Annotated in this window: 12 protein-coding genes; 4 read left to right on the top strand and 8 right to left on the bottom strand. The window is 56.9% G+C overall.

Going from position 1 to position 12,688, the window contains the following annotated elements:
• The first annotated feature begins 50 nt into the window (after positions 1-50).
• Complete coding sequence (locus tag WMP97_RS05550; protein WP_086588761.1) at positions 51-419, top strand: PH domain-containing protein; 369 nt, start codon at positions 51-53, stop codon at positions 417-419.
• Here the strand turns inward: WMP97_RS05550 and mnmA are convergent.
• Positions 412-1,497 (bottom strand): tRNA 2-thiouridine(34) synthase MnmA, encoded by a 1,086-nt coding sequence (mnmA, locus tag WMP97_RS05545; RefSeq protein WP_340439983.1) that lies wholly within the window; start codon positions 1,495-1,497, stop codon positions 412-414. The two genes, WMP97_RS05550 and mnmA, sit on opposite strands and share 8 nt — an antisense overlap.
• 94 nt (positions 1,498-1,591) lie before the next feature.
• On the opposite strand from mnmA, the gene WMP97_RS05540 reads away from it, so the two are divergent.
• Entirely contained in the window at positions 1,592-2,428 is an 837-nt protein-coding gene (locus WMP97_RS05540; protein WP_239205686.1) for a spermidine synthase, read from the top strand.
• On the opposite strand, the gene WMP97_RS05535 is transcribed toward WMP97_RS05540, so the two are convergent.
• Positions 2,409-3,569 (bottom strand): glycoside hydrolase family 25 protein, encoded by a 1,161-nt coding sequence (locus tag WMP97_RS05535; protein WP_340439982.1) that lies wholly within the window; start codon positions 3,567-3,569, stop codon positions 2,409-2,411. The two genes, WMP97_RS05540 and WMP97_RS05535, sit on opposite strands and share 20 nt — an antisense overlap.
• 431 nt (positions 3,570-4,000) lie before the next feature.
• On the opposite strand from WMP97_RS05535, the gene WMP97_RS05530 reads away from it, so the two are divergent.
• Entirely contained in the window at positions 4,001-4,948 is a 948-nt protein-coding gene (locus WMP97_RS05530) for an HNH endonuclease signature motif containing protein (RefSeq protein WP_340439981.1), read from the top strand.
• Here WMP97_RS05530 and WMP97_RS05525 read toward each other — a convergent pair.
• From WMP97_RS05525 to WMP97_RS05500, 6 genes are read right to left on the bottom strand one after another with little or no spacing between them, the layout of a single operon-like run.
• Complete coding sequence (locus WMP97_RS05525; protein ID WP_340439980.1) at positions 4,945-6,060, bottom strand: cysteine desulfurase family protein; 1,116 nt, start codon at positions 6,058-6,060, stop codon at positions 4,945-4,947. The two genes, WMP97_RS05530 and WMP97_RS05525, sit on opposite strands and share 4 nt — an antisense overlap.
• The gene (locus WMP97_RS05520) at positions 6,060-7,001 is read right to left on the bottom strand and encodes an electron transfer flavoprotein subunit alpha/FixB family protein (protein ID WP_340439979.1); all 942 of its coding nucleotides are present in this window, start codon (positions 6,999-7,001) and stop codon (positions 6,060-6,062) included. Before WMP97_RS05520 ends, WMP97_RS05525 begins: the two co-directional genes overlap by 1 nt.
• An 8-nt stretch (positions 7,002-7,009) precedes the next feature.
• Entirely contained in the window at positions 7,010-7,792 is a 783-nt protein-coding gene (locus tag WMP97_RS05515; protein ID WP_023021736.1) for an electron transfer flavoprotein subunit beta/FixA family protein, read from the bottom strand.
• Between the two features lie 24 nt (positions 7,793-7,816).
• Entirely contained in the window at positions 7,817-8,950 is a 1,134-nt protein-coding gene (locus tag WMP97_RS05510) for a THUMP-like domain-containing protein (RefSeq protein WP_340439978.1), read from the bottom strand.
• Positions 8,947-9,774: an NUDIX hydrolase gene (locus WMP97_RS05505; protein WP_023021738.1), complete on the bottom strand. Its 828-nt coding sequence runs from the start codon at positions 9,772-9,774 to the stop codon at positions 8,947-8,949. Before WMP97_RS05505 ends, WMP97_RS05510 begins: the two co-directional genes overlap by 4 nt.
• Positions 9,771-10,592, bottom strand: coding sequence for an ABC transporter ATP-binding protein (locus WMP97_RS05500; protein WP_023021739.1), 822 nt, complete (start codon positions 10,590-10,592; stop codon positions 9,771-9,773). The genes WMP97_RS05505 and WMP97_RS05500 overlap by 4 nt, the downstream gene beginning before the upstream one ends.
• 58 nt (positions 10,593-10,650) lie before the next feature.
• On the opposite strand from WMP97_RS05500, the gene WMP97_RS05495 reads away from it, so the two are divergent.
• A complete protein-coding gene (locus tag WMP97_RS05495) occupies positions 10,651-12,660 on the top strand; it encodes a maltotransferase domain-containing protein (RefSeq protein ID WP_034656479.1) in 2,010 nt (669 codons plus the stop codon).
• Positions 12,661-12,688: the final 28 nt, after the last annotated feature.

The raw sequence follows: 12,688 nt of genomic DNA, 5'->3' as shown, positions 1-12,688 counted from the left end.
CAGAATTATCTATCCGATACGCGACGTATCACTTCGAAAGGAACCTTACTATGGGCGTGGAAAAATACTCCGGCTGGACCTTCTACAACGAATGCGAAATTCCCCAGGACATTTCCACCGTCTTGGCCGAACAGGAATATCCAGTGTGCGCTTTTAAGACAGTCCGCGATGCCGCCGTATTTACCAATAGGCGCCTCATCATCCGCGACGCGCAAGGTCTTACAGGCAAAAAGGTAGAGATGTACTCCCTGCCCTATTCCTCCATCAACATGTGGTCCACGGAAAACGCAGGAAAGCTCCTTGACTTCAACGCGGAGCTGCAGCTGTGGACTAGGGCTGGCGAATTCAAAATCAACATTGGCCCAAATATCGATGTCCGTGCCCTAGACCGCCTCATTGCCAACTGCGTGCTTAATTAGTTCCGCAGATCGTGCCGGAGCCGATGACGATGTCTCCCAGCTCATCCGGCGAAGGCAAATACAGCACCGCCGCCTGGCCACGAGCCACGCCGGAAAGCGGCTCCTTAAGCTCAAGGCGCATCTCATCCGCAGCGCGGTCGACGTGCGCGACACAAGGCACCACGGAACCATGCGCACGCACCTGAACCTCGCACTCGAAGTCCCCATCCATGCCTGGGTGGAGGTACTTCAGGCGGTCAGCGTGAATCGAGGTCACGGCCAAGTCCTCGCGGGCACCGACGGTCACCGTGCCCGTAGAAGCATCGATGTCGGTGACGTAGCGGGGACGGCCGTCGGCAGCCGGCGCCTTGATGTCTAGGCCCTTTCGCTGACCGATGGTGTAGTTCCATGCACCATCGTGCTCTTTAAGCTCCGTGCCCTCCTGATCCACGATCAGGCCAGGGCGAAGCCCGATGCGAGCGCCCAAAAATGCCTGAGTGTTGCCGTCGGGAATGAAGCAAATATCATAGGAATCCGGCTTCTTCGCGGTGGAAAAGCCATGCGCCGCGGCCTCTTCACGGATCTGCGGCTTAGGAGTATCGCCAATGGGGAAAAAGCAGTGCTCCAGCTCTTCGGCCGAGATGACACCCAAGACATAAGACTGGTCCTTATTCTCATCCAAAGAACGGCGCATGTAGCCGTTTTCGTCAATGGTGGCATAGTGACCCGTCGCCACAGCATCGAAGCCAAGCGCCATGCCCTTTTGTAGCAGTGCCCGGAACTTAATCTTCTCGTTGCAGCGCAAGCAAGGATTAGGTGTCTCGCCGCGAGCATAGGAATCCACGAAGTCCGTGATGACTTCTTCTCTAAATTCCTCCGAAAAATCCCACACATAGAAGGGGATGCCCAACTTATCGCAGATGCGGCGAGCATCGGCTGAATCCTCCAGCGAGCAGCAACCGCGCGCTTTCTCTCTGGTTTGCTGCGCGTCCTTGTGCAGGGCGAGGTGAACGCCAATCACCTCATGGCCAGCTTCTACCGCCCGGGCGGCGGCAACAGATGAGTCCACGCCGCCGGACATGGCAACCAATACTCGCATCTCGCTCCCCAATTCACCTTGACTACAGGCCCGAAAGTCTACTCCCTAGCCCCAACGCGGTTTAAATCGAATCCATTCCCTAAGCTTGTGTCACATGGGAAGAAAGCGAGCCTCCACCGAACAAGGAATCACCGGCACCTACGAAATCTCGACCGGAACAGCCGAGGTTGTGGCGGATGAATTCCGCGATGGAGCCTATATCCTCAACGTTAACGGCGTGCCGAGTAGCCACATCGTGCTGGGCGAGCCAGAAGAATTGGAGTTCGAATACATGCGCTGGATTGCAGCGGCCGTCGAACACCTCAATACTCGGCCAGCGAATAAGCTGCGTGTCACCCACCTAGGTGGCGCAGGCTGCTCCCTTCCACGCTATTTTGCCAGCAAGCTCCCGGGTAGCCGCCACACGGTGGTCGAACTCGACGCCAAACTGGGGGAATTGGTGCGTACGCTTTTCGACGTCCCCCGTTCCCCTACCGTGAAGATCCGCGCCGGCGAAGCACGCAAAGAAACCGAGGGGTTCCTGCCCGCCAGCCGCGACATCATCATCCGTGATGTATTTGCTGGCGATAAGACTCCGGCTAGCCTCACCACCGTGGAGTTCTTCCAGGCTGCAAAGCAGGCACTAGAGCCAGGTGGACTCTATATTGCCAATTGCGGAGACCATTCTGATCTGCAGCTAGCAAAAAGCGAACTGGCCGGACTAAGCAAGGTTTTTGACCACCTCGCGGTCATCGCGGACCCACCAATGCTTAAAGGCCGGCGCTACGGAAACATCATCCTTATAGCCTCGGATACAGAAATGCCAGCCGAGGGCTCCATTGAAGCCGCTCAGCTGGCTAAGGCACTCCTTGGCGGGGCGGTGCCTGCCCACTACAAGGACGAGGCGTGGACCCGCGCGTTTTTCGCTGGTGCTACTGCAGCACGCGATTAAGTAGCGTGGCTACTTGGCCCGCATCGAAATCGGGAACATCAGCGCCAGCCTTCTTGGCCGCGTTCTTAGCCTCCGAAACTTCGGACTCGGAGACATTGCCAGACTTAACGTTGTTCACGTGACCGGCATTGTCCAACAGGATTGCTAGGTCACTGACAGAGAAGTTCCCCTTTGCCATATCACCCAGATCTTCTACTGGGAGGACATCCTTGTCCTGCAAGGTCTTCACGAAGCCTGCTAGACCTTGCGCTGCTTGGGGGTCAAGGCCGGACTTTTCGGCGGCGTCGACAAGCTGTGGTACCGCAATCAGTCCTGCTGCGAGGGCTAGGATAGCGCCGATAAGCGGCGTGCTGTCCGAGCTTAGGTCAACGCCATCGCCCACCACGAGCTGTTCGAGCGCGCCGCCGACATCCACATAATTTCCATCGCTAAAGGACTGCAGCTGCTGCTTGGAACCATTAAAAAGGTTCATATCAACGTCGGTAGGAATTCCAGCCACCTTGCCGGAGCCAGAACGCTGCCAGAAGGATAGCTTCTTCCAGCCACCCACGGCCTCGGGCGCCTGATCCTGATAGGCCGCAAGCCACAACGGCATATCCGAGAACTTCTGGGAGTTATTCATCTGCCCCATCCAGAAGTACTTGTAGGTGTAGATCATGGGAGTGCGGCCGGTAAGGCGCTTGAGCTCGCTGGTAAATTCTTCGATCCACTGCTCCAACTGGGCCGCGGATTTACCTTCATCCACCTCGATATCGAGTGCGGGAGGCAATGTCTGATCTGGCGCCAGCGCAATCTGCGCGGCAAAGTTCGCCGCTTGCGTTTTGGCGTCAGTCGATGGACGAGCGTAGTGATATGCGCCTGTCTTAAGGCCGGCAGCGTGGGCGGCCTGAACATCTTCGACGTAGTGCGGATTTACCCAATCCCCACCCTCAGTTGCTTTTACAAATGCAAAAGACTGACCGTCAGTACGTACCTTAGACCAATCGATGGGCGTACCGCCCGGGTGCTGGTGTGCCGCAACGTCCACGCCCTTAGGGGCGCCAAAGCTCACCGCCTGGGCAACAGCGGTACCACTAATAGCTAGTGCAGCCACGGTAACTACCGCAGTAATACTCTTTCGGAGTGCCTTCTTTGAAGTCATGCGCGTGAGTCTAACAATGGTTTCACTCTATCAACATCTTTAACACGCGCCACTTGAGATAATTTTCTTTTCTTCTATTCCTGTCACCGTAGGCAATTTCACCATTTAGAACATACTTTTGCCTCCCCTCTTGTGGCGGGCGCACCCACGGCGTAAGATAGACACCGTGAAGATTAGTTCAGCAGTTCTAATATTCGGGGGAAATAATTTTGGAAGCCTATTACATAGTCAATGATCCTAAAGATCCATTAGCAGCTAAAGCTACCGAAACCAGAAAGCAAGATTACCTTTTCTGGAAAGACGCCAAACCAGACTTAGAAGACGATTTCGACATTTCTTGCCATACCCTTGCCACCCGTACGGGATTGAGTGAGCGGCGCACGCGCGATATAACCATGGCGATCTACCGGCTGGCTGAGTTACCTCTAACAATGGCCCTGCAGGAAACCTACTACTTCCTGGATTTTTCTCGCCTCATTACTATCGACGCCGTACTTAGCAAGCTCGGTGATGTCCCTGCGGAAACCCTCGAGAGGATAGACCAAGAACTATCTCGTTATTTGACCCCCTCGAAGCCGGGACAGGTACTACCCTCCAACACGAATTTACGGCGAAAACTCAATGGCCTCATTGCTATTGAAAACCCATCCACCGAAGAAAACAAAGAGGCTCCCACGAAGAATAACTCCTATTTCACCTACTCCAGCTTCGGTGGCAAAGCCGGGCTAGCAGTTGAATTTGACGAAACTACCCTTATAGCTATCGACGAACACATCAGCATAGCCGCCGAGGAACATGGCCTTTCCAAGGCAGAAGCACTGGCCAAATTGATTCTGGGTGAAATTGAGTCTCGGACTAAGGTAGTTCTGCATATGTATCGCGCCCATGATCAGGAGTCTGCACCCGCGTTTATCCGGGGATTCGGATGGGTAAGCCCAGAGACCGCGGATAACCTGCGCCCCGCTCAGACGCGAGACATGGACTTAGCCAAAGAAATGGAAAGCGAAAGCTACGTTACTCCCCCGCTCATAGGCGCCTATGTGGAAGGCCGCGATGGGGTGTGCCGCTGGCCGGGGTGCTACCGCCCTGCGGAAAGCTGCCAGAAAGAGCACCGCATTGACCATGCTCGAGGAGGGAAAACTGCAGGGAGCAATTTGGCTTCACTATGCCAGCACCACCATAACGTCAAGACTGGCGGCGGTGCTTTTTATATCATGGATCCACACACTGGGGACATTGTGTGGCTGTTTGATGATGGGCGCTGGGAATATGACGAGCCCCAAGGACCGCTAGCACCCAAGAACAAGAACTGGGCGCTAACGGTGGGCCAAGCTATCGCCGCCCGACGGGCAGCGGCGAAGGAAAGGAATGAAAGCTAGACGGATCGGGCTCGGGAGATTACCTCGGGAAGATGAGCCAACACGTAATCGACATCTTCTTCCAAAGTAAGCCGGCCTAGCGTAAAGCGCAAGGAACCGATTCCTTCAGCCTCGCTTACTCCCATCGCTTCCAGAACGTGAGACATGCGGTTTACACCTGCGCTACAGGCGCTGCCGGTTGAGGCCTCAATCTGCAGGGAATCTAGCAGCATGATGAGGCTATCGCCATCTGCACCAGGGAAAGAGACGTGCAAGTGAGAAGGCAAACACGGTTCAGTGGAATTGATGACTGCATTGTCAATGGTGGCGAGAATTCCATCGCGGAGCTTATTGCGAAGCGCGGAAATCCGCTCACCTTGAGTAGAAATTTCCGCGACGGATTCCTCCAAAGCCGCAGCTAGACCGGAAGCACCAGCGACGTCGACAGTTCCAGGACGAATTCCGCGCTCCTGCCCACCGCCATAGGCAATGGGTTGGGGTGAGGGACTCCGCTTGGCTAGAAGTAGGCCAATGCCGCGGGGACCGCCGAACTTGTGGGCGCTAGCTGCAAGGCTGGTGATCCCTAGGTGGGAAAAGTCGATGGGAACCTTTCCTACCGCTTGCACGGCATCAACGTGTACCGGTGTACCCACTGCGCTGGCTCGGGCGGCAATATCTTCGATGGGTTGAATGGCGCCGGTTTCGTTATTGGCCCACATGCAGGTAGCGACGTCGGCAAGCGTGTCTAGAGCCGACAGGTCTGCTATGTGTCCGGAGCGATCGACAGGAAGAATCTCGACGGTAGCACCCGAATTGTGCAGCTTAGCCACGGTATCGCGCACGGCGGGATGCTCAATATCGGTGGAAACTATGCGGTTTGTTTTACCGGCCGCATAAAGTCCCTGAATGGCGATATTGTCTGCCTCTGTGCCAGAAGAAGTGAAAATCACCTCGATTGGCTCGCAGCCGAGGAGTGAAGCAACCTTCTCGCGGGCATCATCGAGCACAGACCGAGCCTTGCGGCCGGAACCATACTGCGCGCCGGAGTTCAGGGAGCCAGCCGCAGCTACCCACGCGTCAATCGCGCTCTGGCGCATCGGCTGAGTAGCAGCGTAGTCAAAATAATGCGGCATTACTGACGTGCCTTCAGTTCCTCGGTCAAGGCTGGGGCGATTTCATGGAGGTCGCCCACAACGCCAAGGTCCGCGATCTGGAAAAATGGCTCATCCTGGTCCTGGTTGACCACCACAATAGTGCCAGAGGTCTGCATGCCGGAGGTGTGTTGGATAGCGCCGGAGATGCCCAAACCGATGTAGAGCTCAGGCGAAACGGTAACGCCAGTCTGGCCGATCTGATAGGCAGCGTCATAGAAGCCTTCGTCTACCGCATCGCGGGTAGCGCCGACTGCGGCGCCGAGGGCGTCGGCAAGCGGCTCGACAACATCACCGAATTCATCACCCACGCCCCGGCCGCCAGCGACGACCACCTTGGCTTCGGTAATTTCCGGACGTGCAGATTTCTGGGCAGGGGTAAAGGAAGTTACCTTGACATCTTTGCCAGTAGCGGCCGGCAACGGCATCGGGGCTGGTTGCGCTTCCACCTGCTGTGGTGCGGCCTCTACCGCGCCTGGGCGCAGCGTATAGATCGGGCACTGGCCGGTAGTGGTAGAGGTAGTCTCATAGGAGCCACCAAAAATGGTCATCTGGGCGGAACCATCAGCAGCGATGCCGCTGACATTGACCAGTGCGCCGGAAGCGAGGCGGGCAGCTAGGCGGCCGGCAATCTCGTTATTGGCGGGAGTTGCGGCCAGCACGATAGGTGCGGGGTTCGCGGCGCCGAGAGCATGCAAGGCATCGACTTCTGGAATCAGGAGGCGCTGGTCATAGTCTTCGGCCGTTGCTTGGACCACCTGCGCGGCGCCAAGGGCGGCAAGGTCAGCATCGAACTTATCTGCCTGCTTGCCGACGACCACTGCAGACACCGTACCCAATTCGCGCGCGGCCGTAATCAGTTCTCCGGTAACGGGAAGGACTTTTTCCGCATCGTGCTCAACTAATACGTAAACGTGAGACATATCGACTCCTAAATCAAGTTCTTTGCGGCTAGGAAGTCAGCGATCTTCTTCGCTGCGTCTTGCGGGTTGGGCTCAGAAATAACCTCGCCAGCGGTGCGCGGTGGGCGCTTTTCGGCGGCCGAAACGGAGGTAGTGGGCGCAATTGCCTCAATTCCCAAATCAGCTAAGGAGAAAGTAGTGATTTCCGCCTTCTTAGCGGCCATCAATCCCTTGAAGTTAGGGAAGCGCGGCTTGTCGCTCTTATCGTTCACAGAAACAATTGCAGGCAGCGGCGCTTCTAGTTCCCAGGTGCCACGCGCATCATCTCGCGTGCCACGCAGCGTGCCGCCCGCCAGCTCTACCTTGTGAAGCCCGGTAAGGGCAGGCAGCTGGCGGTATTCGGCGAGCAATCCAGTAAGTAGGCCGGTCGAGGCATCGGAGGCCTCGGTGCCAGCGGTGATCAATTGGACGTCGTCAAGCTTGTTCAGCGCAGCGTTGAGAGTCCATGCGGTCGACAGCGCATCCGCTCCCGCCAGCGAATCATCGGAGACAAGCACCGCGTCATCGGCACCCATAGCCAGTGCCTTGCGCAATGCTTCGTCTGCCTGGGCCGGCCCCATGGTCAGCGCTACTACCTTATAACCCGCATCCGGGTTGTCGTCGCGCAGGCGCAGGGCTTGTTCCACGGAATACTCATTAACCTCATCAATGACGTTATCCACGGAGGTGCGATCCAGGGTGTGGTCATCTTCCAAAGACTTGGTAGACCACGTATCCGGCACGTGTTTGACCAGAGCCACGATAGTTGGCATTGGGCACTCACCTTTCCGATATATTTATGTTGCGTAATTATCCTCGGACGATGATACTCGGGGTTTGCACAGCAAGGCGATTCCTTGTGCGCCAATTCGCGTAATGATTACCGCAAAAGGCTTCTTCCCCTTGAGCTTCATTTTCTTCCGCAGCTGGTCAGGGTCCACTTCTACCCCGCGCACGAGGATTTCCAAGCTCCCCGCGTCATAGGATTTAAGTACGGATTTTAATCTCTTTAGGGGTACTTTTTCTATGAATGGAAAACCCGAGGTTCCCTCCGGAATCCTCTCCCCTGTCAGGTACGCGATACGCTCATCGATTTGGTGCAGCCCTTCCCGTGCCGCGTAATGCCGCACCAAGCCGGAGCGCACAATGGCACCGTCCGGGTCAATGAGGTAGCTACCAATCTCTCCGGCCTCGGGCAGGTTTGTTTCTTGATCATCGAGGACGTCTAGCTTGTGTCCACGAATCATTACTGCCCTTCGGCCGGTTCCTAGGCCTGGGGTATAAAGGCAGGCTTCTTTTACTCCGCCGTCGACGCTTGCGACGGTAACAAGGCCGTTCCATTCGCTGAAATCAAGGCCGGGTGCACACTTAATGGCCAATTCCTTGCCGCGATGCTTGTCGACGACCTCTGGAAGCGGTGGCACGAGATCCTCCGGCCGGGTGATTCTTCTACCTCCGGCGCGACGGGCGGGATCTGCAAGGAGGACATCGGCTGTCGTTGTAGTGGTGAGCGCATCAGCGCGAAAGATCTTGGTCGAAGAAAGATTGTGCCTCGCCATTCTCACGCGCGACTCGTCCAAGTCTGAGCCAAAGTAGTCGAGCGGAGAATTTAGACCTTCCGTACCGATGGAGCAGGTGATGTCGTGGACGCTGCCCACCCCCTGCTCTGCAAGAAACTCCGCCCGGTATGCCGCAACCTCGACGGGGGTTGCTTGTTGGGCTGAGTCGGCGTCCATCAGCCAATCACTGGGAAGCTTGCCCGAACTACGTGCGGTCACCAGTTCCATGACTGCGCGTCCATAGTCGCCGAACTTCTCTTTCAAGACTTCGGTGTCTTTAAGCCGAGAAGCCTTGGTCAAGGCGAGATCGAGGTGAGCAATTTCCTCGTGGTGCTCAATCAAGAAGCTGACTTCTGCGGGGGTATAACTCATATGCGGTCTAAAGGGGTGGTGGAAAAGAATTCGCGGTAACGAGGGTCCTCGCGCGGATCCCCGATAACAGGGCGCAGGTCAGAAAAGGACGCATCATCGAGGACTTCTTGAACCGAGGAGTATCTGCTCAGCCTTTGCATCTGCGCCCAAGTAGGAATGACTAGGCGCACCAGCCCGGCGCGCCAGCCGTCCAAGATGAGCTGGGGAGAAAACCATCCGGCATCGTCCGCCTCGTCGGTATCCCCATCGGGTTCTTGGCCAGAAGGCAGCACCCCGACGAAAAAGAAAGTGTCGAACCAGTGGCTTTTTCCCTTTCCTACCCACCGGGCCCAGGGAAGGAGCATATCGGCGTCGACACGCATGCCGTTATTGCTGAGGAATTCGGTAAAGGAAATGGTGTGGCTCTCGAGTAGTTTTCGCTCCTTGTGATACCGCCGTGCATTGGAGACAATTCCGTCTTCGCGGATGGCAAAGAGGGTGCCGGCTTCCTCAAAGAGCTCTCGGGCAGCGGCGAATACTAGGGCGTGCGCTTTGTACTTTGTTACGCCCATCCGTCGGGCCATGGAGATGACGGATTTTCCGGCCCATAGCTCGCCCGAGTCCCAGGAACGCGGTGGAAAGTCGCGTGGGTCTACGCCGCCGCCGGGAAAGACCGAATGCCCCGGGTAATTGTGCATGGTGTGCACGCGCTCTTGTACCCATACTTCAAGACCATCGACGCCGTCCCGTAGGAGCAGGACGGTTGCCGCCAAGCGCCCACCGTTAAAGCCGGTGGTATCGCTGGCGTCAACGGCATCGATACGGTCATGAAAAGGGTTGGTCATAGAGAAGCTCGGCGGGCGAAGTATCGCTGTCCAATGCGGTCCACCTGAATGGGCTGGTGGAAGGCGCGAGTCAGGTTTTCTGAGGTGAGGACTGAATTAATCAGACCTTTTGCCACTACCTTACCCTCATCCAGCAGCATGGCGTGGGTAAATCCGTATGGGATCTCCTCCACGTGGTGGGTGATCATGATGATGGCTGGGGCATCTGGATCCATGGCTAGATCGCCGAGGTATCCCACCAGGTCTTCGCGGCCTCCCAGGTCCATTCCGGCGGAAGGCTCGTCTAGGATGAGCAGCTCTGGGTTAGTCATGAGTGCGCGGGCGAGGACGACGCGCTTCTTTTCGCCCTCTGATAATGTTCCCCAGGTGCGCTCTTTCAGGTGGGTTGCACCTACCTGGGCCAAAATCTCATCAGCGCGGGAGAAGTCCATGTCCTGATATTCCTCCCGCCAGCGGCCCAGCACTGCATAGCCTGCGGAGACGACGAGATCGTCCACGCGCTCATTTTCGGGGATTCGCGATTGCACTGCAGCGGAGGAGATGCCGATGAGCGCGCGCAGATCGCGCATATCAGTTTTGCCGATCTGCTCCCCCATCAGAAAGGCGGTGCCCTTTGAAGGGAATTCTTCGGCCGCGGCCATGCGCACTAGCGAGGTCTTACCCGCGCCATTGGGGCCAATAATGACCCAGCGCTCATCGAGTTCCACCTGCCAGTCCACAGGACCAACGAGGGTCTTGCCGCCGCGGCGCAACTCGACGCCGCGAAAATCTACGAGCCAATCTTGATCTGTAGGAGTTACGTCGTTCACGCCCTCCATTGTGACTGATTTATTCTTTGCCCGGTGAAATTGACACAGCTGCATTAGTCTTATGGGCATGACTACTCGCCTTGGTATTGACGATGTCCGCCCGCTTATCTCCGCCGGTTCTGTAGCTTCTAAAGCCGTTGTGGGCGAGGTAATTCCCGTCACCGCACTGGTCTGGCGCGAAGGCCACGACGCGGTCTCAGCCACTTTGTCTGCCTGGGCGGCGCGGTCCACGGCTACGTCCTCTGTCACCATGCAGGTAGACCCCAAAGACCAAGATCGAGTGCACGGCGTCTTTACCCCAGGTACCCAAGGCACTTGGTACTTCCGCGTCGATGCCTGGTCCGATCCCATTGCTACGTGGAAGAACGCGGTTACTAAAAAGATGGCGGCTGGGCAATCCGCTGCCGAGTTGGCCAATGACCTCCAGCATGGTGCGGATCTATTTTCTCGGGCGGCCTTGCAAACCCCCTCGGATATTGTGGCGCCCCTCTTTGCTGCTGCACGGGACTTGGAGGATGAGTCTTTGGACGTCGATAAGCGCGTGCAGGTGGCGCTCTCGGACGAGGCCGCAGACATCCTGCACTCCCATCCCCTGCGTGATCTCCTAGTAGAAGGCGCCATTCACGAGGTCTACGTGGAGCGCCCGGCCGCGCTTTATAACTCGTGGTATGAGCTCTTCCCCCGTTCCACGGGTGACTGGGACAAAGAGGGAAATCCTGTGCACGGCACCTTCGACACTACTGCCCAAGCACTAGAGCGCGTGGCCGATATGGGCTTCGATACGGTGTATTTTCCACCCATTCATCCCATTGGCAAGGTGCATCGGAAGGGAAAAAATAACTCGGTCGTTGCTGAGCCCGGTGATGTGGGAAGTCCGTGGGCCATCCAGGACCACTCCACCACCCACCCCGAATTGGGCACAATAGAAGACTTCAAGAAGCTGGTCTCTCGCGCCCAGGAACTTGGCCTGGAAGTAGCGCTTGATTTCGCGCTGCAGGCATCGCCCGATCACCCGTGGGCCACCAGCCACCCAGAATTTTTCACTGTCCTTCCAGATGGCACCATCGCCTACGCTGAGAACCCACCGAAGAAGTATCAGGATATCTATCCACTCAACTTCGATAACGCGCAGGATGCCATCTATCACGAAATCTATGAAACGCTCATGATTTGGGTCGAAGCCGGAGTGAGCACTTTCCGCGTAGATAACCCACACACCAAGCCCGCCAACTTCTGGGATTGGCTGATTACCCGCGTACACGCCACCCACCCAGACGTCATCTTCTTGGCAGAGGCCTTTACCCGCGCCCCTCGCCTTTTCGGGCTAGCAAAAGCAGGGTTTTCCCAGTCCTATACCTACTTCACTTGGCAGACCACGAAGCATGAGCTCACCCAATTTGGCCAGATGCACGTAGAGCAGGCGGATATTTGCCGGCCTAATCTTTTTGTCAATACCCCGGATATCCTGCATGAATCTTTACAAACCGGGGGGCGCGCCATGTTCGCCATACGCGCTGTCCTCGCTGCCACCATGTCTCCGCTATGGGGCGTGTACTCCGGTTTTGAGCTCTATGAGCACACCCCGGTAGCCCCAGGGTCCGAGGAATACCTCGACTCGGAGAAGTACGAACTGCGGCCACGCGACTTTGCTGCTGCGGTTGCGTCAGGAGACTCTTTAGAGTCCTATATCCGGCTGCTCAATCAGATTCGCCGCGATAACCCCGCATTGCAACAACTGCGTACCCTCCGCTTCCATGACACCGACAATGACGCCATCATTGCCTATTCCAAGGCCGATCCAGCCACCGGCAATGTGGTTCTCGTCGTGGTCAACCTGGATCCGCGCAATGCGCAAGAAGCGACCGTTACGGTAGATATGCGCGCTATCGGCCGCCATCCCGGCGAGTCCTATTCCGTCCAAGACACGATTACCGGCTCTGCCTATCACTGGTCCGAGCGCAATTTTGTGCGCTTAGAGCCGCTTCGCGACGTCGCCCATGTCTTCGTCCTTCCCCCTGCCGACCATGCCCTTCAGGAGCAGCTCACCTGGCGCGAGGTCACCGACTATCGCCCGTAAACATTTGTCCACCGGAACGCACCCAATC

The sequence above is a fragment of the Corynebacterium sp. KPL4072 genome (assembly GCF_037908395.1).
Taxonomy (GTDB): Bacteria; Actinomycetota; Actinomycetes; order Mycobacteriales; family Mycobacteriaceae; genus Corynebacterium; species Corynebacterium kefirresidentii.
The sequence above is the reverse complement of the archived record's forward strand: the minus strand, read 5'-3'. Positions and strand labels throughout refer to the sequence as shown.

Excerpts from the sequence above, each read along its gene's own strand:
- WMP97_RS05550 (WP_086588761.1), top strand. The coding sequence starts at position 51 with ATGGGCGTGGAAAAATACTCCGGCTGGACCTTCTACAACGAATGCGAA.
- WMP97_RS05535 (WP_340439982.1), bottom strand. The coding sequence starts at position 3,569 with ATGACTTCAAAGAAGGCACTCCGAAAGAGTATTACTGCGGTAGTTACC.
- WMP97_RS05515 (WP_023021736.1), bottom strand. The coding sequence starts at position 7,792 with ATGCCAACTATCGTGGCTCTGGTCAAACACGTGCCGGATACGTGGTCT.
- WMP97_RS05540 (WP_239205686.1), top strand. The coding sequence starts at position 1,592 with ATGGGAAGAAAGCGAGCCTCCACCGAACAAGGAATCACCGGCACCTAC.
- WMP97_RS05500 (WP_023021739.1), bottom strand. The coding sequence starts at position 10,592 with ATGGAGGGCGTGAACGACGTAACTCCTACAGATCAAGATTGGCTCGTA.
- WMP97_RS05520 (WP_340439979.1), bottom strand. The coding sequence starts at position 7,001 with ATGTCTCACGTTTACGTATTAGTTGAGCACGATGCGGAAAAAGTCCTT.
- WMP97_RS05530 (WP_340439981.1), top strand. The coding sequence starts at position 4,001 with ATGGCCCTGCAGGAAACCTACTACTTCCTGGATTTTTCTCGCCTCATT.
- mnmA (WP_340439983.1), bottom strand. The coding sequence starts at position 1,497 with ATGCGAGTATTGGTTGCCATGTCCGGCGGCGTGGACTCATCTGTTGCC.
- WMP97_RS05510 (WP_340439978.1), bottom strand. The coding sequence starts at position 8,950 with ATGAGTTATACCCCCGCAGAAGTCAGCTTCTTGATTGAGCACCACGAG.
- WMP97_RS05505 (WP_023021738.1), bottom strand. The coding sequence starts at position 9,774 with ATGACCAACCCTTTTCATGACCGTATCGATGCCGTTGACGCCAGCGAT.
- WMP97_RS05525 (WP_340439980.1), bottom strand. The coding sequence starts at position 6,060 with ATGCCGCATTATTTTGACTACGCTGCTACTCAGCCGATGCGCCAGAGC.
- WMP97_RS05495 (WP_034656479.1), top strand. The coding sequence starts at position 10,651 with ATGACTACTCGCCTTGGTATTGACGATGTCCGCCCGCTTATCTCCGCC.